This window comes from Streptomyces sp. NPDC107521, assembly GCF_055598485.1.
In genome coordinates this window covers 222613-241849 of the sequence record NZ_JBVKAT010000002.1, presented here as the reverse complement: position 1 = coordinate 241849, position 19237 = coordinate 222613, and the positions used below count along the sequence as shown (strand labels likewise).

Sequence of the window (19237 nt, the reverse complement as noted above, 5' to 3'; positions counted from 1 at the left end):
GGGGACGGCGGTGCCCGCGAGGGGCACGGACCGGCCGGGGCCGCCGCGGCGCACGGGCGAGAGCCGAAGCACACGCACGCTGGGAACGGAACTGTGAACGACGGCCCCGACGAACAGGGCCCCGGGCCCCGCCGGGACACCCCCGACGGGAACACCCCCGCCACGGCCGGTCGGGGCACCGACGGCGCGGCGGGCGCGGGCGCGGGCCCGGCCACCGGGGCCGCCGCCCCGCCCGGAGCCGGCGACGGCTCCCGCCGCGACCGGAGCGGCCCGGACGGCGCCCGCCCGGAGGCGGACGGCGGCGCGGACTCCCCGCAGGACGCGGGTACGGGCGCGGCCCCGGACCAGGACACGGGCCCGGCCCCGGACCAGGACACGGACAGGGACGCCGACGAGGGCACGGACGGCGCGCGGACGGGTGCCGGGAGCGGTGCGGGGCGGGACACCGGCGCGGTGTCCGGCGGCCTGGGCGTCGACGGTTCCCGCACCGCCGGGGGCGTTGCCACGGAGGGTGCGGCCGGTGGCGGTGCGGCTCGGGACGGAGCCGGTGCGGCGGGGCCGGACAGCGGGAGCGGTGCGGGCGGCGCGGGGCGGGGCACCGGCGCGGTGTCCGGCGGCGCGGGTGCCGACGGTTCCCGCACCGCCGGTTCCGGTACCGCGCACGGCGCGGGTACCGCGCACGGCGCGGGTACCGCGCACGGCGCCCGAACCGGCAAGGGCACCGGGACCGGCTCGGGCGCGGGTCGCCCGGGGGCCGTCCCGCCGCGCGCCGTCGGCGGGGCGGAGCCCGGCCGGGAGGCCCCCGGCCCCTTCGCGGCCGACGAACTGGTGCTGCGCAGGATGCTGCGCTCGGCGGTCGAGGACATCGAGCCCGCCGACGGCACCCTGGAGCAGCTGCGCCGCGCGGTGCCCGCCCGGCGGGCCCGCAGGCGCCAGGCGCTGGTCGGCGCGGCCGCCGCCGCCCTCCTCCTGGGCACCGCGGTGCCCGCCCTGGTGCACGTCACGCACTCCGTCGGCGCCGACGCCGATCCCTCCGTCGCGGGCAGCGCCTCGCGGGCCCAGGACGGCACCGGCCGGAGCACGTCCCCGGCGGGCGGCCAGGGCGGCATCGCCGGATCGGCCGGGGCCACCGAGCCCGGCCGGGAGCCGAGCGAGCCGGCCACGGCCCCGCCGAAGCACGCGGAGCCCGGCGCCACGGCCGGGGAGACCACCGGCGCCGAGCCCTCCGCCGGCACCACGGCCCCCGTCCCCGCCTGCTCGGGCGCGGACTTCGGCCCGGTCCTCGCGAGCAGCGCCGAACCGGACTCCACGGGCGCGGTCTACGGCTCGTTCACGGTCACCAACGTCGCCTCCCCGGCCTGTGTGGTCGGCGGCCCCGGCAGCGTCGCCTCCGTACCGCTGGGCGTCGCCGAGGCGGCCCGGGTCGGCACGGCGCGGCACGCGGCCGGGGACGCGGCGGCGGGGCTGCCCGATCCGTCGCTGGAGGCGGCCTCCGCGACGCTGGAGCGGGGGGAGTCGTACGAGGTGCGGTTCGCCTGGGTGCCCTCGGAGACCTGCCCCACCCCCGGCGGCGGCAGCACGGGCGGTTCCACGGGGGCCCCCACCGGCGTCCCCACCCCGGAGCCGTCGCCCAGCGAGGACACCACCACCGGGGGCGAGGGTCCCGCCACCGGGGCGCCCGCCGAGGAGGGCGTGACGCCCCAGTTGTTCGCCGAGGAGGGGCCGGCCGAGGGCGGTGTGACGGTGGCCTACGTCCCGGAGGGCGGCGGGGAGTCGGCGGCGGTCACCGTCGACAACGCCTGCGCGGGCACCGTGTACTGGACGGGGATGCTCCCGGCGGGCTGACCCCGACCGGGACCGAACGGGGCGGGTTGCGGCCCCGCCCCGTCGGCAGGGACCGCGGGGGACGCGAGGGAGCCGGGGCGGTGCGCCCGCGGCGGGCGGGGCCGGGAACGCCGGGCCCGCCGGACCGGGCACCGGAGGTGGCCCCGCCCCGGGACCGGGCGCCGGGCGGCCCCCTCCGGGCAGGCGCCGGGGCAGCGGCCCCGGGTCAGACCGCGGACGCCGTGGCGGGCCGGGCATCGCCGTCGGCCGGCGCGGCACTTCCGCTCCCGGCGCCCCCGCCGTCCGTGCCCCTGCCGTCCGTGTCCCCGCCGTCCGTGTCCCCGTCGCCGGGGGCTCCGGTCCCGGGGTCCCCGCCGTCCGGCGGGAGCAGGCCCAGCTCCGCGTCCCGGGTCAGCTCGACCTCGCGGCGCAGCAGCCGGAACCACATGAAGACGACGAAGCCCACGAAGGCGAACCACTCGGCGGTGTAGCCGAGGTTCTGGAACGCCTTCAGGTCCAGCCCGGTGTTCTGCGGGGCGCTGACCGGCACGGTCCGCATCCCCGCGTCGCCCTCGTTGAGGGTGACCCAGGCGTCGTGGACGTCGTACGGGACGAGGTTGACCAGGGACGCCGCGCTGATGGCGCCGGTCTGCCCGGCGGGCCAGCCGGAGCGCGGGCTCACCCCGTTGTCGCCGGGCGACTCGGGGGCCTGGAGGGCGCCGGTGACGGTGACCTCGCCCGGGGGCGGCGCGGGGGCCTTCGCCGGGTCGGGGTCGCCGGGCAGCCAGCCCCGCACCACGGGCAGGGCCTCGCCGCCGCCGGTGCGCAGCAGCGTCAGCACGTAGTAGCCGCGCCGGTCGTCCAGCGTCCGGTCCGGCACGAGCAGTTGCTCGCCGTACCGCCCGCGCGCGGTGGTCTGCTTGCCGACGGTGGCCTTGTCCACGGGGAGCAGCTCCGCCAGCGGCCGGGCGGCCTCGTCGCGGTCGGTGACGGCCCGCGCGGTGGCGCTCTCGTGGCTCTGCACCCGGTCCTCGAACCGGCCGAGCTGCCAGGAGCCCATGAAGACGCAGAACGGGATGGCGAGGAGGACGAAGACGTTGATCCCCCACCAGCGGGGCGTCAGCAGGAACCGGTACACGCCCCCACGGTACGGTGCCGCCGCCGCGCCCCGGCGGCCGGGCCGCGCATGGGCCGCCCCTTTGTCCACAGGCTGGGGACGGACGGGGAGAAGTGGGACGCGGCCCCGGGGCGGCGGGTCCCGACCGGGCGGCCGGCGGCTTCCGGCGGCGGGCGGACGGCACCCGCCCGGTATCGGGTTGGATGGGGGCATGACTGACGCTGAGGCCATGCCCGACTGGGAGAAGCGGTTCCGGGCACCGCGCGTCTCCCTGCCCGACTGGGCGGAGGACGCCCCCGGCCGCTCGCTGTTCGTGTCGAACGCGACCGGGACCTACGAGCTGTACGCCTGGGACCGGGCGACCGGTGACCGGCGCCAGGTCACCGACCGCCCCAACGGGACGACGGACGGCGAGCTCTCCCCGGACGGGGAGTGGATCTGGTGGTTCGACGACACCGACGGCGACGAGTTCGGCGTCTGGCGCCGCCAGCCCTTCACCGGCGGCGAGGACCGGACGGCGGTCCCCGGGCTCGCCCCCTCCTACCCGGCCGGGCTGGCCCTCGGACGGGACGGGCGCACCGCCGTGATCGGCCGCTCCACGGACGAGGAGGGCTCGACGGTCCACCTCGCGCGGGAGGGCGCGGACCCGGTCGAGATCTACCGGCACCGCGAGTCCGCGGGCGTCGGCGACCTGTCGTACGACGGCACCCTGATCGCCGTCGAGCACACCGAGCACGGCGACTCCATGCACTTCGCGCTGCGCGTGCTGCGCCCCGACGGGTCGGTCGTGGCGGAGCTGGACGACACCCGGGGCGGCACCGAGGAGCTGGGTCTGGAGGTGCTCGGCTTCGCCCCCGCCGACGGCGACACCCGGCTGCTCATCGGCCATCAGCGCCGGGGCCGCTGGGAGCCCCTGGTGTGGGACGTCGCGACGGGCGAGCAGACCGACCTCGCCCTGGAACTGCCCGGCGACGTGAGCGCCGAGTGGTACCCGGACGGCCGCGGTCTGCTGATCGTGCACGGCTACGAGGCCCGCAGCGAGCTGTTCCGCTACGACCTGGCCGAGCGCGGGCTGGTGGAGATCCCCACCCCGCCCGGCACGGTCTCCGGCGCCACCGCCCGCCCCGACGGCACCGTGGAGTACCTGTGGTCGTCGGCGGCCGAGCCGTCGGCGGTGCGCTCCACCACCGGCCGGGTGGTCCTGGACCCGCCCGGCCCGCGGTCGCCCGGCTCGGTGCCGGTGGAGGACGTGTGGGTGGAGGGCCCGGGCGGCCGGGTCCACGCCCTGGTGCAGCGCCCGGCGGGCGCGAGCGGTCCGCTGCCGACCGTCTTCGACATCCACGGCGGCCCCACCTGGCACGACAGCGACGCCTTCGCGGCGGGCCCGGCCGCCTGGGTGGACCACGGCTACGCGGTGGTCCGGGTCAACTACCGGGGCTCCACCGGCTACGGCCGGGCCTGGACCGACGCGCTCAAGCACCGGGTGGGCCTGATCGAGCTGGAGGACATCGCGGCGGTGCGGGAGTGGGCCGTCTCCTCCGGTCTCGCCGACCCGGCCCGGCTGGTCCTCACCGGCGGCTCCTGGGGCGGCTACCTGACCCTCCTCGGCCTGGGCACCCTGCCCGGGGCGTGGGCGCTGGGCATCGCGGCGGTCCCGGTCGCCGACTACGTCACGGCGTACGAGGACGAGATGGAGGGGCTGAAGGCCCTCGACCGCACCCTGCTCGGCGGCACCCCCGAGGAGGTGCCCGAGCGCTTCGCGGCCTCCTCGCCCCTGACCTACGTCGACGACGTCCGGGCCCCGGTGTACATCTCGGCGGGCGTCAACGACCCGCGCTGCCCGATCCGCCAGATCGACAACTACGTACGGCGGCTGGAGGAGCGGGGCGCCGTCCACGAGGTCTACCGCTACGACGCGGGACACGGGTCCCTGGTGGTCGACGAGCGGATCAAGCAGCTCCGCCTGGAGCTGGACTTCGCGGCCCGCCACCTGCCGCCTGCCACCGACCCCGTGGCGCGGTAGCCCCGTAGCCCCGTAGCCCCGTGGCCCCGTAGCGCCGTGGCCCCGTGGCCCCGTCGGCGGGGCCCACGCTTCCCGGCGGCTCCTTCCCGGCGTCGCCGTGGTGGGGGCAGCGCCGCCCGGGGGCGCCGCGCCGACGCCGACCCGACGGCCGGCCCGGGCCGCCGGGGCCCGGCCCGGCCCCGGCCCGGCCCGCCGCCGGCCTCGTGGCGCCGTAGGGCCTCGGCGGGCCTCCCTGTTTCCGGCGCCCCTTCCCGGCGGCGGATGCGGCGTGCCGCGCCGGGGCGGGACCCCGGCGGCCGGCGCCCCGGGGCGACCCGGTCTCCGAGCCGAAAGGGCCGGGGGCCGAGGGGTGTTCCGGCGGAGGCCGGGGCGGTGGGGGCGAGGGCGCCAGGACTCTGGGCGCATGGTTCGGCGGCGGGTCGGAGCACCCGCCCGCCCCGGCGGGCCGAGTGCCTCCCCGGCGAGCCAGGCCCCGCCCCGTCGGATCGGGCGCGCCCCGATGGGCCGGGCTCCGCCCCGATGGGCCGGGCTCCGCCTCCGACGGGCCAGGCTCCGCCCCGGCGGGTGAGGTACCGCCCCGGGACGAGGTCCCACCCTGTTGGGTCGGGTCGGGCGGAATCCGGATGGGTCACGTCCCGCTCCGGCGGACCGGGCTTCGCCCCGACGGGCCAGGTCCCACTCCGGCGGGTCAGGTCCCCCGGCGGGCCAGGTCCCACTCCGACGGGTCAGGCCCCCCGGCGGGCCAGGCCCCGCCCCGGCGGATCGGGCGGTGCCCCCGGCGGGTGAGGCATCGCCCGGGGCGAGGCGTCCACCCGGCCGGTCAGGCCGTGGCGCGTCGGGAGCGGCGTCCCAGCAGTTCCGCCAGGCCCTGGCGGGTGGCGGCCAGCACCACCCGGTCCCGGTCCCGCAGGACATAGGTGTCCGGCAGGTCCCACACCAGCCCGGCCGGGCGCTCGCCCCCGGCGCCCGCGCCGCCGGTTCCCGGCCCCCGCCCGTCGGTCACCTCCAGCGCCAGCACCCGCCAGGCGCCCGGCCGGAAGGCCTCCGCCACCGTCCGCCCCTCCAGCTGCGGATGCCCGGCCACCTCCACGGCCGCGAACAGCAGCACCCGCCGCTCGACCGGGATCGCCCCGAGGATCTGGCGCCCGGCCATCGCCCCGGCGAAGGCGGGCGCCGCCAGATGGGACACGCTGCGGCTCCGGGTGAGGGCGCCCGGGTGCGCGGCCCGCAGGGTGCGGTAGACGGCGCTGGCGAAGTCGTCGTCGTACAGCCGCAGCACCACCCGCAGATCGGACCGGACGGACCGGGCGTACAGCACCGCCTCCAGGTTGGTGGTGTCGGCGCTGGTGAGGGCGAGCAGGGCGTGCGCGCGGTGGATCCTGGCGGCCTCCAGGACGCCCTCCTGGGTGACGTCGCCGAGCACCACCGGCACCCGCAGCCGCCGGGCGGTCGCCATGCCGCGCGCCTCGGGGTCGCCCTCGACGCACACCACCGGGATGTCCAGCTCGCGCAGCCGGGTCAGCACCCGGGTGCCGATCTTGCCGAGGCCCAGCAGGACCACGTGCCCGCCGAGCCCGCGCGGCGGCTTGCGCAGGGCGGAGGCGCTGCGGAAGGTGCCGAGCGCCTCCAGCACGGCGGCCAGCAGCACCGGCAGGAGCAGCAGGCCGAGGAAGCCGGAGAGGAGCTGGAGGATCTGCCGCCCGCGCTCGGCGTCGTGCGCGGGGTCGTTGATGGCGAAGAGGTCGAGCAGCGTCACATAGACGGCGTGCAGCGGATGGTCGCCGGTGACCACCATCAGCGCCACGGCGAGCGCCACCACGCAGGCCCCGAGCCCGGCCAGCGACCAGCGCAGCCGCCGGGAGAACAGCGAGGCGAAGGTCGGCACCCCGGCACGGGCCGAGGGCTGCGGCGGCCCGGAGTACGCCAGTTGCTCCAGGACGACCGTGGCGCGCCCGGTGGCCGCCGCCACCGCCGCCGCGTCGGGCAGCAGCCGCGGCCCGTCCTCGCCGCTGCCCTCGGAGCCGTCGGCGCCCGCGGGGTCGTTGCTGGTGGCGGAGAGCAGCGCGAGGGTGCACAGCCCGGGGTCGGCCACCTCGCCCGGCCCCGGCGGCCGCCGTTCGACGGCGCGCAGCAGCAGCCCGTCCGTCTCGACGACCTTGCTGGTGCCGACGAGCGCGGTCGCCGCCAGCGCGGGCGCGGCGGTGTCGGCGTCGGACAGCACCGTGGTGGACGCCTCCAGCCCGTCCGGGCCGCGGGGGCGCCCGCCCGGGGCGAGGTCGGCGCTCTGGTCGAGGAGGTCCTCGATGTGACGGCCGAGCCGCCGGTTGTAGAGCCGCAGCACCAGCCGCAGCCGGGGGTTGAGCCGGCGGGCGGTCAGGGCGGCGCGGATGTTGGTCTCGTCGTCCTCGTAGACCAGGGCCAGGGCGGCGGCCCGGCGCACCCCGGCCTCCAGGAGGACCTCCTCGGTCGGGCCGGGGGCCTCCAGCTCCCGGCCGACGACGGGCACGGGTTCGGGCCCGCCGTTCGCGCGGCCGACGGCCGCGCTGACGCGGTCCCGCAGGGCGGCCGAGGCGGCGCGGGCCCGTCCGGCCATCGGGCGGCGCGGCCGGGGCCCCGCGGGCGGGACGACCAGGGTCACCTGCTCCGCGTAGACGCCGCGCAGTTCGGCGGCCAGCCGGTGGGCCAGGCCGTCGTCGCCGCACACCACCAGGTGCGTGTCGGTGCCGTCCGCCGAGCCGGGCGGCGGGCTCTGGTTCGGAACGCTCCCCATGGCCCGAAGGACCCCCGCCGGGCGCCCCGCGGTTCCCTTCCGGCGGCGGACGGGCCCGGACGGACGCCCCGGCGGCGGGGCGGCGCACAACAGGGGGGAACATTGCCGGGAAACGGCAGTGACGCGGCCGGGTCGGCCGTGTGACGATCGGTTTCACCGGAGCTCAGCGACGGGCGGGAGGGGGACGGCACATGGCCTGGTTTCTCGGACTGGGCATCGCGGGGGTGGTGCTGCTCGCGTTGTCGCTGGTCTTCGGCGGGATCCTGGAGGGCCTGTTCGACGGCATCCTGGACGGGCTCCTGGAGGGCTGGCTGTCGCTGCCGGTGGTCGCCGGTTTCACGGCGATGACGGGCTTCGGCGGGGCCATCGCCCTGGGCTCCGGCTGGGCGGGGCCGGTGGGCGCGGCCGGGATCGGCGCGGTCTGCGGCGTGGGCACGGGCTGGCTGGCGTACCGGCTCAGCCGGATGCTGATGCGCGACCAGACGTCCGTGACCCCGACCAAGGACCATCTGCTCGGCACCTCGGGCCGGGTGGTCACGGCCATCCCCGCCGACGGGTACGGCGAGGTGCTGCTGACCCTCGCGGGCCAGCCGCTGAAGTGCGCGGCGCGCAGCGACCGGCCGGTGCCCCGGGGGACCGAGGTGTGGGTCGAGGCGGTCCCGAGTTCCACCTCGGTCGTGGTGCGCCCGGTGGAACGCTGAGGCCCCCGCCGAGCGTCCTCGCCCACAGCAGGGCCGTACCGGCGTCCCCGCCGGTTCCGGCCGACGTGTCCCGGGGGACCGGGGCGGCCGCGGTGCGCTCCGGGGGTCCGGGGCGGTCGCGGCGGCCCGGGTGATCCGGGCGTCCTCAACTTCATCGGGTCCGGCTTCGTCCCCCTCCGTCCTCGTCCTCCGTGACCGCCTCCCATGGCTTTGTCCGGTGGCTTCGTCTTCAATGGGGCCGAAGCGGACCGGTGGCGACCGCTTCGGCGCCGCCGGTCATCGCAACGTTCCGCATTTCCGTCCTTCTCTGTGATACGGGGGCATGGTCATCATGAGTCCAGTCGTCATCGCGGTCCTGGGAGTCGTCGTACTCCTGGTACTGCTCGCGCTGGTGGTCGTCAGCCGGTACAAGGTCGCCGGTCCGAGCGAGGCGTTCATCGTCACGGGGCGGCGCGGCAAGAAGTCCACCGATCCGGAGACCGGCCGGGTCTTCACCGACAACAGCGGCCAGAAGGTCGTGGTCGGCGGCGGCGTCTTCGTCGTGCCGTTCGTGCAGCAGCGCTTCACCCTGGACCTGTCCTCGCGGCACATCCCGGTCGCGGTGCGCGGCGCGGTGACCCTGCGCGGGGTCAAGGCCAACCTGGACGGTGTCGCCATCGTCAAGGTCGGCGGCACCGAGGACGCCATCAGGGCGGCGGCGCAGCGGTTCCTGATGCAGCAGGACGGCATCGTCGGCTTCACCCAGGAGGTGCTGTCGGGCGCGCTGCGCGCGATCGTCGGCCGGATGTCCGTGGAGGACGTCATCCGGGACCGCGCGGCCTTCGCCGGCCAGGTCGCGGAGGAGGCGGAGGCCAGCCTGTCCGGGCAGGGCCTGGTGCTGGACGCCTTCCAGATCCAGGACATCACCACCGAGGGCTCCTACCTGGAGGACCTGGGCCGTCCCGAGGCGGCGCGCGCCAAGCAGGAGGCCGACATCGCGGAGGCCGTGGCCCGGAGGGCGGCCGAGCAGGCCCGGCTGAAGGCGGAGGAGGAGATCGCGGTCGCGCAGCGCACCCTCTACCTGAAGCAGGCCGAGATCAAGGCGGAGACCGACCAGGCCGCCGCCCGCGCCAACGCCGCCGGTCCGCTCGCCGAGGCCGCCCGCCAGCAGGACATCCTCGCCGAGCAGGAGAAGGTGGCCGAGCACCAGGCCGCGCTCAAGGACCGCCAGCTCGACACCGAGGTCCGCAAGCCCGCCGACGCCCAGCGGTACGCCGCCGAGCAGGAGGCGGAGGCCCGCCGGGTGGCCCGGGTGAAGCAGGCCGAGGCCGAGCGGTCCGCCGAGATCGCCGCCGCCCAGGCCGAGGCCGAGCGGGCCCGGCTGACCGGTGAGGGCGAGAAGCAGCGCCGCGGCGCGCTGGCCGAGGCGGAGGCCATCGAGGGTCTCAAGCAGGGTGAGGCCGAGCGGGCCCGGCGTGCGGCCATCGCGGAGGCCGTGCGGCTGGAGGGCGAGGCGGAGGCCGCGGCGATCAGCGCCACGGGCGCGGCCGAGGCCGAGGCGATGCAGAAGAAGGCGGACGCCTTCGCGCAGTACGGCGACGCGGCCGTGCTGCAGATGCTGGTCGAGGTGCTGCCGCAGGTGGTGGCCAAGGCGGCCGAGCCGCTGGCGGCCGTGGACCGGATGACGGTCATCTCCACGGACGGCGCGAGCCGGATCTCCCGCACGGTGGCCGACAACGTGGCCCAGGGCATGGAGCTGCTGACCTCCACCACCGGCGTCGACCTGGCGTCCCTGCTGAAGAACCTCGCGGTGAAGAACGGCGCCGCCGTGGAGCCCGGCGCGGACGACGGTCCGGACCGCCCGGACTCCGTCAACGGCAAGGTGGAGATCACCGGCTGACCGGCCGTCCTCCCCACCGGGCGGGCCCGGTCAGATCTCCTGGCCGGGCCAGCCCAGCAGCCGCGCCCCGATGACCGCCGTCTGGAGGGTGTAGCGGTGCACCGGGTCGGCGGGGTCGGCGCCGGTGAGCTGGTGGACCCGGTCCAGCCGGTAGGTGAGCGCCCGTACGCTGAGCGAGAGCCGCCGGGCGGCCTCGGCGGCGGTGCAGCCGGAGGCGAAGTACGCCTCCAGGGTCCCCAGCAGCGGTTCGGCCCCGCCGCGCGCGTCGACCAGCGGGCCCAGCACGCTCAGCACCAGATCGGCCATGGCCTGCCGGTCGCGGGTGAGGACGGGGTAGACCAGCAGGTCGGCGGCGCGGACCACGGGTTCGTCGAGTTCGAGGCGGTCGGCCAGCTCCAGGGTGCTCAGCGCCTCCTCGTAGCTGTGCACGACGCCGCCCGCGCCGGGCTGGGGCCGGCCTATCGCCACCCGGCTGCCGTCGGTCGCCGCGTACGCCTGCTTGGCGAAGAACGCGAGGATCTCGTCCTGGTCGCCGGGGGCCATGCAGATGAGCTGCCCGTTCTTGGTGGTGATCAGGATGCGCCGGTCGCCGAAGCGGGCGATGAGCGCGCTCTCCACGAGCCGGGTGACGGGCGCCGTGTCGTCGTACACCTCGGGGCCCTGGGCCACGGCCACGGCGTGGGCGCTGGAGAGCACCAGCCCGAACCGCTCGGCGCGTTCCGCCAGCCGCCCCAGGTCGCTGCGGCCGTACAGCAGATCGTCGATGAACTCCCGCCGGGCGGCCTCCTCCTGGCGCACGGCGAGCCGCTGGGCGCGCTCGTAGCCCTCCGCGAAGGCGTCGACGGCCTGGGCGACGGCGGCCAGCACGCTGTCGGTGGTGCCCGCGCCGTCCGCCCCGGGGGGCCAGCAGGCGCGGGTGGCGTCCAGGTGCTCGCGGACGAGGGTGCGCAGGCTGTGCCCCTCCTCGGCGGCCCGCTCGCCGCGCTGCCGCCGGTCCGCCAGCTCGGTGCGGTGGAGCCGGCGCCCCGTCTCCGCGACCCCGGCGAGCATGGCCGCGTACCCGGTCAGATGGGCCGTCTCCCGCTGCACCGTCGTCCCCCGTTCCGTTCCCCGCCGCCCGCCCCGTGCGAAGTCGGCAACGGGAGGGTAGCCAAGGCTGCCGGAAACCGGCAACGCGGGTGGGGCGGAGGGTGTGGGAGGGGGCGTGCGGGAGCGGTGGGGTGGGCGCGTACCGGGCGGGGCTCGTGCGCGCGGCGGGGAGCCGCGGGCGGGTGGGGCGGCCGGAGCGGGGCGCTTGGTCGTGCGCGGCGGGCGTTGCCGGCAGGTGTGGCGCGGGGCCGTGTGCGGCGAGGTGTCCCTGTTCGGTGGGCGGCCGTGCGGCCGGAGGGCCGGGGCGGGGCGCGGACCCTGGGGTGGCCGGGGCCGGGGCCGGGGCCGGGGGCGGGGGCTGGGCCTGGGCCGGGACCCGGGGCGGGACCGTGGGGCGGACGGGACGCGCGAAGGGCCGGCCCGGTGGGGTGACACCGGACCGGCCCTTCGGACGGTTCCCTGCGGTGCGCGGCCCAGGGGGCCGTGCCGGGCCCTCGCGGGCCCGTCGCGCGGCGGGATCGTGCGCCCCGCCGGGCGGTCAGTCCGTGCCGGACTCCATGGCGGCGCGGTCGAGCAGCTCGTCGTCGCCGGAGACCTGGCCGCGGGAGGCGATGGCCTCCGCGCCGCCCTCCGGCAGGGTGCCGATCAGCCCGGTGGCGGCGGCCTGGGCGGCGCCGATGGCGGGGCCGCCGGAGCCGATCAGACCGAGGCCGACGTACTGCTCCAGCTTGGCGCGGGAGTCGGCGATGTCCAGGTTGCGCATGGTGAGCTGGCCGATCCGGTCCACCGGGCCGAACGCCGAGTCCTCGGTGCGCTCCATGGAGAGCTTGTCCGGGTGGTAGCTGAAGGCCGGGCCCGTGGTGTCGAGGATCGAGTAGTCCTCGCCGCGCCGCAGCCGGAGGGTGACCTCGCCGGTGACGGCGGAGCCGACCCACCGCTGGAGCGACTCGCGGATCATCAGCGCCTGCGGGTCCAGCCAGCGGCCCTCGTACATCAGCCGTCCGAGCCGGCGGCCCTCGCTGTGGTACTGGGCGAGGGTGTCCTCGTTGTGGATGGCGTTGACGAGGCGCTCGTAGGCGGCGTGCAGCAGGGCCATGCCGGGGGCCTCGTAGATGCCGCGGCTCTTGGCCTCGATGATGCGGTTCTCGATCTGGTCGGACATGCCCAGGCCGTGGCGTCCGCCGATGGCGTTGGCCTCCATCACCAGGTCGACGGCGGAGGCGAACTCCTTGCCGTTGACGGTGACGGGGCGGCCCTGGTCGAAGCCGATGGTGACGTCCTCGGCGGCGATCTCCACCGACGGGTCCCAGAAGCGGACGCCCATGATGGGCTCGACCGTCTCCACACCCGTGTCCAGGTGCTCCAGGGTCTTCGCCTCGTGGGTGGCGCCCCAGATGTTGGCGTCGGTGGAGTACGCCTTCTCGGTGCTGTCCCGGTAGGGGAGGGCGTGGGCGAGCAGCCACTCCGACATCTCCTTGCGGCCGCCCAGCTCGGTCACGAAGTCCGCGTCCAGCCAGGGCTTGTAGATCCGCAGGTGGGGGTTGGCGAGCAGACCGTAGCGGTAGAACCGCTCGATGTCGTTGCCCTTGAACGTCGATCCGTCGCCCCAGATCTGCACGTCGTCCTCGAGCATCGCCCGGACCAGCAGGGTGCCGGTGACGGCCCGGCCGAGGGGCGTGGTGTTGAAGTAGGCGCGCCCGCCGGAGCGGATGTGGAACGCCCCGCAGGTGAGCGCGGCGAGTCCCTCCTCGACCAGGGCGGCGCGGCAGTCGACCAGGCGCGCGATCTCGGCGCCGTACGCCTCGGCGCGGCCGGGCACCGAGGCGATGTCGGGCTCGTCGTACTGACCGATGTCAGCGGTGTAGGTGCACGGTACGGCGCCCTTGTCGCGCATCCACGCGACCGCGACGGAGGTGTCGAGGCCGCCGGAGAAGGCGATACCGACGCGCTCACCGGTGGGCAGGGAGGTGAGGACCTTGGACATGGGAAAAGTATGCATCACAACGCATGGTCATGCAACCCCCTGCGTGGGGCCCTTCGCTTCCCGGTGTCCGGGAGCGTACGGGGCGGGCGATGGCGTCGCCGGCCTCCCCCGGTCCACCGCCGCCCTCACCGTCCTTGTCACCTCTCGCAGCCGCCAGCCGCCAGCCGCCAGCCGCCAGCCGCCAGCCGCCAGCCGCCAGCCGCCAGCCGCCAGCCGCCAGCCGCCGCCGCCCTCGCCGGTAGTCGCCGTCGCGGCCGTCGTGCGTGGCGGCCGTGCGCACGCGGGTGGCCATGTGTCCGTCGTCGAGCGCCCGGAAGGCGAACGACCGCGGGGTCCGGGTGGCGGGCGAGGCCTGGGGCGGGGTGTTGATGCGGTGGGCGCCCGTCTCCGTCGTGCGCCGGAGCCGCCGGACCCGGCCCTCGGTCCCGCGCGGGCGCCCGACCGCGGCCCCGGCGCGCTCGACCGGGCCTCGGCGCCGTCACCGCGGCCGGCCGTCGTGAGGCCCATGCCCCTGGGGCGTATGCGTGCGGGATCCGCGACGGTCGGCGAAAAGAGGCGCGAGGGCTTGCGGGTGATACCCAGGGGGGGTATACATGACTCATCACCGATACCCCCCAGGGGTACGAACCGCAATCGTCTGGAGAACCCCATGTCCTGCTGCACCCCCGACGGCTCCTGCTCGACCGGCACCGCCACCGCCACGATCGGCACCGGCACCACCACCGTCTACGCCGTCGCGGGCATGACCTGCGGGCACTGCGAGGCCACGCTCACGAAGGAGATCGGCGCGGTGGAGGGAGTGCTGGCGGTCGAGGTCGACCTCGCGGCCGGCCACGTCGCGGTCACCACGGCGGGCGCCCCCGACGACGCGCTGCTGACGGACGTCGTCGCCGACGCCGGCTACGAGCTGACCGGCCGCGCGGCCTGAGCACCGCCCCCGGCCGGACCCGGCCGCGGGCCCGGCCGCCCCCTCCCCGCCCCCCCTCCCGTGCGTCCCGATGAATCCGAGGAGACCGTGATGACCACGACCGTTCCCGAAACGACCCAGGTCGAGCTGGCGATCGGAGGGATGACCTGCGCGTCCTGCGCGGCGCGGATCGAGAAGCGGCTGAACCGCCTGGACGGGGTGTCCGCGTCGGTCAACTACGCCACGGAGAAGGCGCGGGTGATCGTGGAGGACGGGGCGCCGGTCTCGGTGCCGGAGCTGGTCTCGGTGGTGGAGGCCACCGGGTACACCGCCCGCGAGGCGGCCCGCGTCCTGCCCGGCGGTTCGCCTCCCGCCCCGGCCTCCGCCCCGGCCCCCGCCGCGGGTGAGCCGTCCGGCGCCGCCGCCGGTGGGGGGACTCCCGGTGCCCCCGCCGCGGCGGGCGCGGAGACGGCGGCGGACGACGGCCTGCGGTCGCTGCGCCAGCGCCTGGTGACGGCGGCGGTGCTGTCGGTGCCGGTGATCCTGCTGGCGATGGTCCCGGCCTGGCAGTTCACGTACTGGCAGTGGGCGTCGCTGGTCCTGGCGGCCCCGGTGGTGACGTACGCGGCGTGGCCCTTCCACCGGGCGGCGTTCCTGAACGCCCGGCACGGGGCGGCGACGATGGACACCCTGATCTCGGTCGGGACCTCGGCCGCGTTCGCCTGGTCGGTCTGGGCCCTGTTCCTCGGCACGGCCGGCACCCCCGGGATGACCCACCCGTTCGAGCTGACCCTCGCCCGCAGCGACGGCAGCGGCAACATCTACCTGGAGGCCGCGGCCGGGGTCACCACCTTCCTGCTCGCCGGCCGCTACTTCGAGACGCGCTCCAAGCGCCGCGCCGGAGCCGCGCTGCGGACCCTGATGGAACTCGGCGCCCGCGAGGTGAACGTGCTCCGAGAGGGCCGCGAGGTCCGCGTCCCGGTCGGCGAACTCGCCCTCGGCGACCGGTTCGTGGTCCGCCCCGGGGAGAAGGTCGCCACCGACGGCACCGTCGTCGAGGGCACCTCGGCGATCGACGCCTCGATGCTGACCGGCGAGTCCGTGCCCGTCGAGGTCACCGTCGGGGACACCGTGACGGGGGCCACCGTCAACGCGGGCGGACGCCTCGTCGTCGAGGCCACCCGGGTCGGCGCCGACACCCAGCTCGCCCGTATCGCCCGGCTGGTCGAGGACGCGCAGAACGGCAAGGCCGCCGCCCAGCGCCTGGCCGACCGGATCTCCGGCGTCTTCGTCCCCGTCGTGATCGGCCTCGCCCTGGCCACCCTCGGCTTCTGGCTCGGCAACGGCGCGGGCTGGGCCGCCGCCTTCACCGCCGCCGTCGCCGTCCTGATCATCGCCTGCCCCTGCGCCCTGGGCCTCGCCACGCCCACCGCGCTGATGGCCGGCACCGGCCGCGGCGCCCAGCTCGGCATCCTCATCAAGGGCCCGGAGGTCCTGGAGACCACCCGCCGCGTCGACACCGTCGTCCTGGACAAGACCGGCACCATCACCACCGGCCGGATGAGCCTCCTCGCCCTGCACACCACCCCGGACACCGACGAGGACGAGGTGCTGCGGCTGGCCGGAGCCCTGGAGCACGCCTCCGAGCACCCCGTCGCCCGCGCCGTCGCCGAGGCCGCGCGGACCCGCCACGGCGACCTCCCCGAGGTCGAGGACTTCGCCAACCTGCCCGGCCTGGGCGTGCAGGGCGTCGTCGACGGCCACGCGGTGCTGGCCGGCCGCGAGCGGCTGCTCGCCGACTGGGCGATCGAGCTGCCCGAGGACCTGGCCCGCGCCAAGGCGGCGGCCGAGACCGCCGGACGCACCGCCATCACCGTCGCCTGGGACGGACGGGCCCGCGCGGTCCTGGAGATCGCCGACGCCGTCAAGGACACCAGCGCCCAGGCCGTCGCCCGGCTGCGGGCCCTCGGCCTCACCCCGATCCTGCTCACCGGGGACAACGCCGCCGTCGCCCGCACCGTGGCCCGCGAGGTCGGCATCGACCCCGAGCACGTCATCGCGGAGGTCATGCCGCAGGACAAGGCCGACGTCGTCAAGAGGCTCCAGGCGGAGGGCCGTTCGGTGGCCATGGCCGGGGACGGTGTCAACGACGCCGCCGCCCTCGCCCAGGCCGACCTCGGCCTCGCGATGGGCACCGGCACCGACGCGGCCATCGAGGCCGCCGACCTGACCCTCGTCGCCGGCGACCTCAACACCGCCGCCGACGCGATCCGCCTCGCCCGCGCCACCCTCAGCACCATCAAGGCCAACCTCTTCTGGGCCTTCGCCTACAACGTCGCCGCCCTCCCGCTGGCCGCCACCGGCCTCCTCAACCCCATGATCGCCGGAGCCGCGATGGCCCTCTCGTCGGTCTTCGTCATCACCAACAGCCTCCGCCTGCGCAAGTTCACCCCGCTCCCGACCACCGCCTGACGCCGGGGCGGAACACCAAGCAGGGGGAGGCGGGCCGGATGGGCCGCCTCCCCCCGCGTGGTGGAAGCACCCCAAGGCGGCGGGGGCGTCCTCCGGGTGGTGGCGGCGCCTCAAGGCGGCGGGGCGCCCCTCCCCGCGGCGTGCGGTGCCTCAAGGTGGCGGGGGGTGCCCCTCCGTGTGGTGGCGGCGCCCCAAGTCCCCGCGGCGGAGGCGCCGCACGCCAGGCGCCACACCCGGGCCGGACCACCACCTCGGGCCTCCTCGTGCTCACCGGGGACGACATCGGCGTCCTTGCCCCGGCGGAGCCGGTGAGGGGCGGGCAGGCCCTCCCACCACCGGGGGCAGGCCCTCCCACCACCGGGGGGCAGGCCCTCCCACCACCGGGGGCGGGCAGGCCCTCCACGGAGGCGAGGGCGGGCGGGGCCCTCCCCGGAGTCGCCACAGTCTCGGCACCGGGCCCCGAACGCGGTCGCCGGGGCTGGTGGTTCCCGGGCCGACGGTTCCCGGGCCGACCGGGCCGGCACCCTCACGCACCGTGCCCGGAGCGCGCCGTCGGCCCACGCCCCGGCCGCCCTCCGCGACCAGCCCGGACAGCACCCGTACGCCGCCGGTCCGGGACGCGGCAGCCTGAGCCGACGCCACCGGAATCACCTATCCCGTCGGCGTCGCCGCGCAGTTGGACGCTCTCCCCGGGTGTGCCCCGGGCTGCTGCGCGGCTGGGCCGATCGGGCCCGCACGGCACGCGAGGGACATGCCCCGGTCAGCCCCGGGACACCAGCTCGATCGTCACCGGTGCCGCTGATTCAAGGTCGATCGTGTCTCCGTCGTGCTCGGAGAGAGCTTCGTCCGGGTAGTCGGCGGGCACGACGATCAGCATCGTGTGAGGGCGGGGGAGCCAGCCGACATCCTGCGGAGGGTCATAGCGGCCGATATCGATGATCCGCACCAGCGTCTCGGGTATGCCCACCAGGCAGCTGTCACCGGCGTGCAGGTTCCACGGTTCGGGATCGGTCTTGAACAGGCTCATGGTCCACTCCGGGGAGTCGGGCGACATCGCGAAGGCCCTCTGCCCGTTCCACCTGAACCGGGAGTGCGGATCGATCTCCGCCCATGGCCACTCGACCGAGGCGTGGAAGCGGGACACCTCGGCCACTCGTCCTTCAGCGGGCGGGCAGCCGACTCGCAGAACGTCACCCACCCGGAACTCGTGATGCGGTGTGCCCGTGCCCGTGCCCGTGCCCGTGTCTGTGTTCATGGCCGCCCCTGCCGTCGCCCGCTCCGGGAACTGCACCGTACCGGCCGCTTCAGCCGCAGCGTGCGACTGTACGAACGAGTTGGACGCCCGGTGCCGTGTCTCCTTGGCCCTGCCCGGCTGCCCGCCCGAGCGCGGTGACTGAGTGTGGCGAGTGCCGGCGAAGACACTCCGCGGCCGTCCGCGGAGATGGCGAGGCGGCGCAACGAGCCGGTCTCAGTGCCCCGCGTGCTTGCTGCGGCAGGCGCAGCCCGATCCGGTGTGCCGGTTGTGGTCATCGGACCTTCACAGGGCAGTCGTCGCGGTCTGAGCCGGGAGGGCTGATCGGGGCTGCGTCGTCGTCCGCGGTTTTGAAGCAGGACCAGATGACCTTTCCGAGCGGGGTACGGTCCTTCACTCCCCACTCGTCGGAGAGCGCGGCCACCAACATCAGGCCCCTCCCGGAGATGTCTGTGGCGGTCGGCTCGCGTACGACGGGCTGCCGGCGACGGCTGTCGTGCACTTCCAGGCGTACGCAGTTGTCGTCGATGTCGAGCCGGACGAGGAAGCCGTGCCCGCGGGTGGTGCCGTGGAGGACAGCGTTCGTGGCGAGTTCGGAGACGCACAGGCGGATGTCCTCGGTGCGGCTCGTCAGGCCCCAGCCGTCCAGCGCCCGGGTGGCGAACTCCCTTGCCTTGCGGACGGACTGGTGTCGAGCGTCGAAGAACTGCTGAAGCGACTCGGGCATGGGGTGCCTCATGACTCCGTGCTCAGGAGGAGGAGTGGCGCGGGGAAGCGGCGGTGGGCGGTCTGCTGACGAGGTACGTGGCCAGGCCCGATGCGGGGGCGGCGGGCCAGCAGCAGGCGGGCGTCGGCGGCCTCGATAAGGCGGGCGCGTTCGGCGGCGAGGTGCTTCGGCCCCAGATGAGACAGGGCGGGGGCGATGACGCCGTAGACGTCGGGAAGAGCCAGCGCGTCCAGCAGACCGGTGAAGGCGGTGGAGGTCGGGTCGGTCGTCGCGCGCCTGTCCTTGAAGATGCCGGAGAGCTGCAACTCATGGATCCGGCAGTACTCCGTCAGAGACGCCCGTAACGCCGTTTGACGGGCTGCGGAGACGCCGACCAGCCGCAGGAAGCCGTAGACGACGGGCCCGTTGACCGGGCGGTGCTCGGTAAGGAGTTCCATGCTGGTGACCCTTCAAGGGACTCGGCGAAAGAATGACCCCTTGAGCGTCGCCGTA

General features: G+C 76.2%; 13 protein-coding genes. 6 read left to right on the top strand and 7 right to left on the bottom strand.

The annotated features are described in order from the left end of the window. Positions 1-93 precede the first annotated feature (93 nt). A complete protein-coding gene (locus tag ACZ7LB_RS04195; RefSeq protein ID WP_471465295.1) occupies positions 94-1845 on the top strand; it encodes a hypothetical protein in 1752 nt (583 codons plus the stop codon). A 205-nt stretch (positions 1846-2050) separates the two neighbouring features. Here ACZ7LB_RS04195 and ACZ7LB_RS04190 read toward each other — a convergent pair whose 3' ends face one another. Next, entirely contained in the window at positions 2051-2962 is a 912-nt protein-coding gene (locus tag ACZ7LB_RS04190; RefSeq protein WP_471465294.1) for an SURF1 family protein, read from the bottom strand. Positions 2963-3152: 190 nt separating this feature from the next. Between ACZ7LB_RS04190 and ACZ7LB_RS04185 the strand changes: the two genes are divergently transcribed. Then, positions 3153-4964, top strand: coding sequence for a S9 family peptidase (locus ACZ7LB_RS04185; RefSeq protein WP_471465293.1), 1812 nt, complete (start codon positions 3153-3155; stop codon positions 4962-4964). 820 nt (positions 4965-5784) lie between these two features. On the opposite strand, the gene ACZ7LB_RS04180 is transcribed toward ACZ7LB_RS04185, so the two are convergent. Next, positions 5785-7734, bottom strand: a complete 1950-nt coding sequence (locus ACZ7LB_RS04180) for an NAD-binding protein (protein WP_471465292.1) — start codon at positions 7732-7734, stop codon at positions 5785-5787. 191 nt (positions 7735-7925) lie between these two features. On the opposite strand from ACZ7LB_RS04180, the gene ACZ7LB_RS04175 reads away from it, so the two are divergent. Together ACZ7LB_RS04175 and ACZ7LB_RS04170 are read left to right on the top strand one after the other, a co-directional pair. Next, positions 7926-8435, top strand: coding sequence for a hypothetical protein (locus ACZ7LB_RS04175; RefSeq protein ID WP_471465291.1), 510 nt, complete (start codon positions 7926-7928; stop codon positions 8433-8435). A gap of 331 nt (positions 8436-8766) precedes the next feature. After that, positions 8767-10314, top strand: coding sequence for a flotillin family protein (locus ACZ7LB_RS04170; RefSeq protein ID WP_471465290.1), 1548 nt, complete (start codon positions 8767-8769; stop codon positions 10312-10314). A gap of 30 nt (positions 10315-10344) precedes the next feature. Here ACZ7LB_RS04170 and ACZ7LB_RS04165 read toward each other — a convergent pair whose 3' ends face one another. After that, positions 10345-11364 carry a PucR family transcriptional regulator gene (locus ACZ7LB_RS04165; protein ID WP_471465598.1) on the bottom strand — a complete coding sequence of 340 codons (1020 nt, stop codon included), beginning with the start codon at positions 11362-11364 and terminating at the stop codon, positions 10345-10347. Between the two features lie 577 nt (positions 11365-11941). Beyond that, a complete protein-coding gene (argG, locus tag ACZ7LB_RS04160; protein WP_471465289.1) occupies positions 11942-13387 on the bottom strand; it encodes an argininosuccinate synthase in 1446 nt (481 codons plus the stop codon). Between the two features lie 649 nt (positions 13388-14036). On the opposite strand from argG, the gene ACZ7LB_RS04155 reads away from it, so the two are divergent. Next, on the top strand, positions 14037-14315 hold the full coding sequence (locus ACZ7LB_RS04155; RefSeq protein ID WP_471465288.1) for a heavy-metal-associated domain-containing protein: 279 nt from the start codon (positions 14037-14039) through the stop codon (positions 14313-14315). Between the two features lie 90 nt (positions 14316-14405). Then, the gene (locus ACZ7LB_RS04150; RefSeq protein ID WP_471465287.1) at positions 14406-16766 is read left to right on the top strand and encodes a heavy metal translocating P-type ATPase; all 2361 of its coding nucleotides are present in this window, start codon (positions 14406-14408) and stop codon (positions 16764-16766) included. A gap of 760 nt (positions 16767-17526) precedes the next feature. Here the strand turns inward: ACZ7LB_RS04150 and ACZ7LB_RS04145 are convergent. From ACZ7LB_RS04145 to ACZ7LB_RS04135, 3 genes are all read right to left on the bottom strand, one after another. Further along, positions 17527-18021, bottom strand: coding sequence for a hypothetical protein (locus tag ACZ7LB_RS04145; RefSeq protein ID WP_265294408.1), 495 nt, complete (start codon positions 18019-18021; stop codon positions 17527-17529). A 271-nt stretch (positions 18022-18292) separates the two neighbouring features. Next, on the bottom strand, positions 18293-18745 hold the full coding sequence (locus ACZ7LB_RS04140) for an ATP-binding protein (protein WP_471465286.1): 453 nt from the start codon (positions 18743-18745) through the stop codon (positions 18293-18295). 8 nt (positions 18746-18753) lie between these two features. Further along, a complete protein-coding gene (locus ACZ7LB_RS04135) occupies positions 18754-19182 on the bottom strand; it encodes a hypothetical protein (protein WP_471465285.1) in 429 nt (142 codons plus the stop codon). Positions 19183-19237: the final 55 nt, after the last annotated feature.

Excerpts from the sequence above, each read along its gene's own strand:
- ACZ7LB_RS04185 (WP_471465293.1), top strand. The coding sequence starts at position 3,153 with ATGACTGACGCTGAGGCCATGCCCGACTGGGAGAAGCGGTTCCGGGCA.
- ACZ7LB_RS04180 (WP_471465292.1), bottom strand. The coding sequence starts at position 7,734 with ATGGGGAGCGTTCCGAACCAGAGCCCGCCGCCCGGCTCGGCGGACGGC.
- ACZ7LB_RS04175 (WP_471465291.1), top strand. The coding sequence starts at position 7,926 with ATGGCCTGGTTTCTCGGACTGGGCATCGCGGGGGTGGTGCTGCTCGCG.
- ACZ7LB_RS04170 (WP_471465290.1), top strand. The coding sequence starts at position 8,767 with ATGAGTCCAGTCGTCATCGCGGTCCTGGGAGTCGTCGTACTCCTGGTA.
- ACZ7LB_RS04165 (WP_471465598.1), bottom strand. The coding sequence starts at position 11,364 with ATGCTCGCCGGGGTCGCGGAGACGGGGCGCCGGCTCCACCGCACCGAG.
- argG (WP_471465289.1), bottom strand. The coding sequence starts at position 13,387 with ATGTCCAAGGTCCTCACCTCCCTGCCCACCGGTGAGCGCGTCGGTATC.
- ACZ7LB_RS04155 (WP_471465288.1), top strand. The coding sequence starts at position 14,037 with ATGTCCTGCTGCACCCCCGACGGCTCCTGCTCGACCGGCACCGCCACC.
- ACZ7LB_RS04150 (WP_471465287.1), top strand. The coding sequence starts at position 14,406 with ATGACCACGACCGTTCCCGAAACGACCCAGGTCGAGCTGGCGATCGGA.
- ACZ7LB_RS04145 (WP_265294408.1), bottom strand. The coding sequence starts at position 18,021 with ATGAACACAGACACGGGCACGGGCACGGGCACGGGCACACCGCATCAC.
- ACZ7LB_RS04140 (WP_471465286.1), bottom strand. The coding sequence starts at position 18,745 with ATGCCCGAGTCGCTTCAGCAGTTCTTCGACGCTCGACACCAGTCCGTC.
- ACZ7LB_RS04135 (WP_471465285.1), bottom strand. The coding sequence starts at position 19,182 with ATGGAACTCCTTACCGAGCACCGCCCGGTCAACGGGCCCGTCGTCTAC.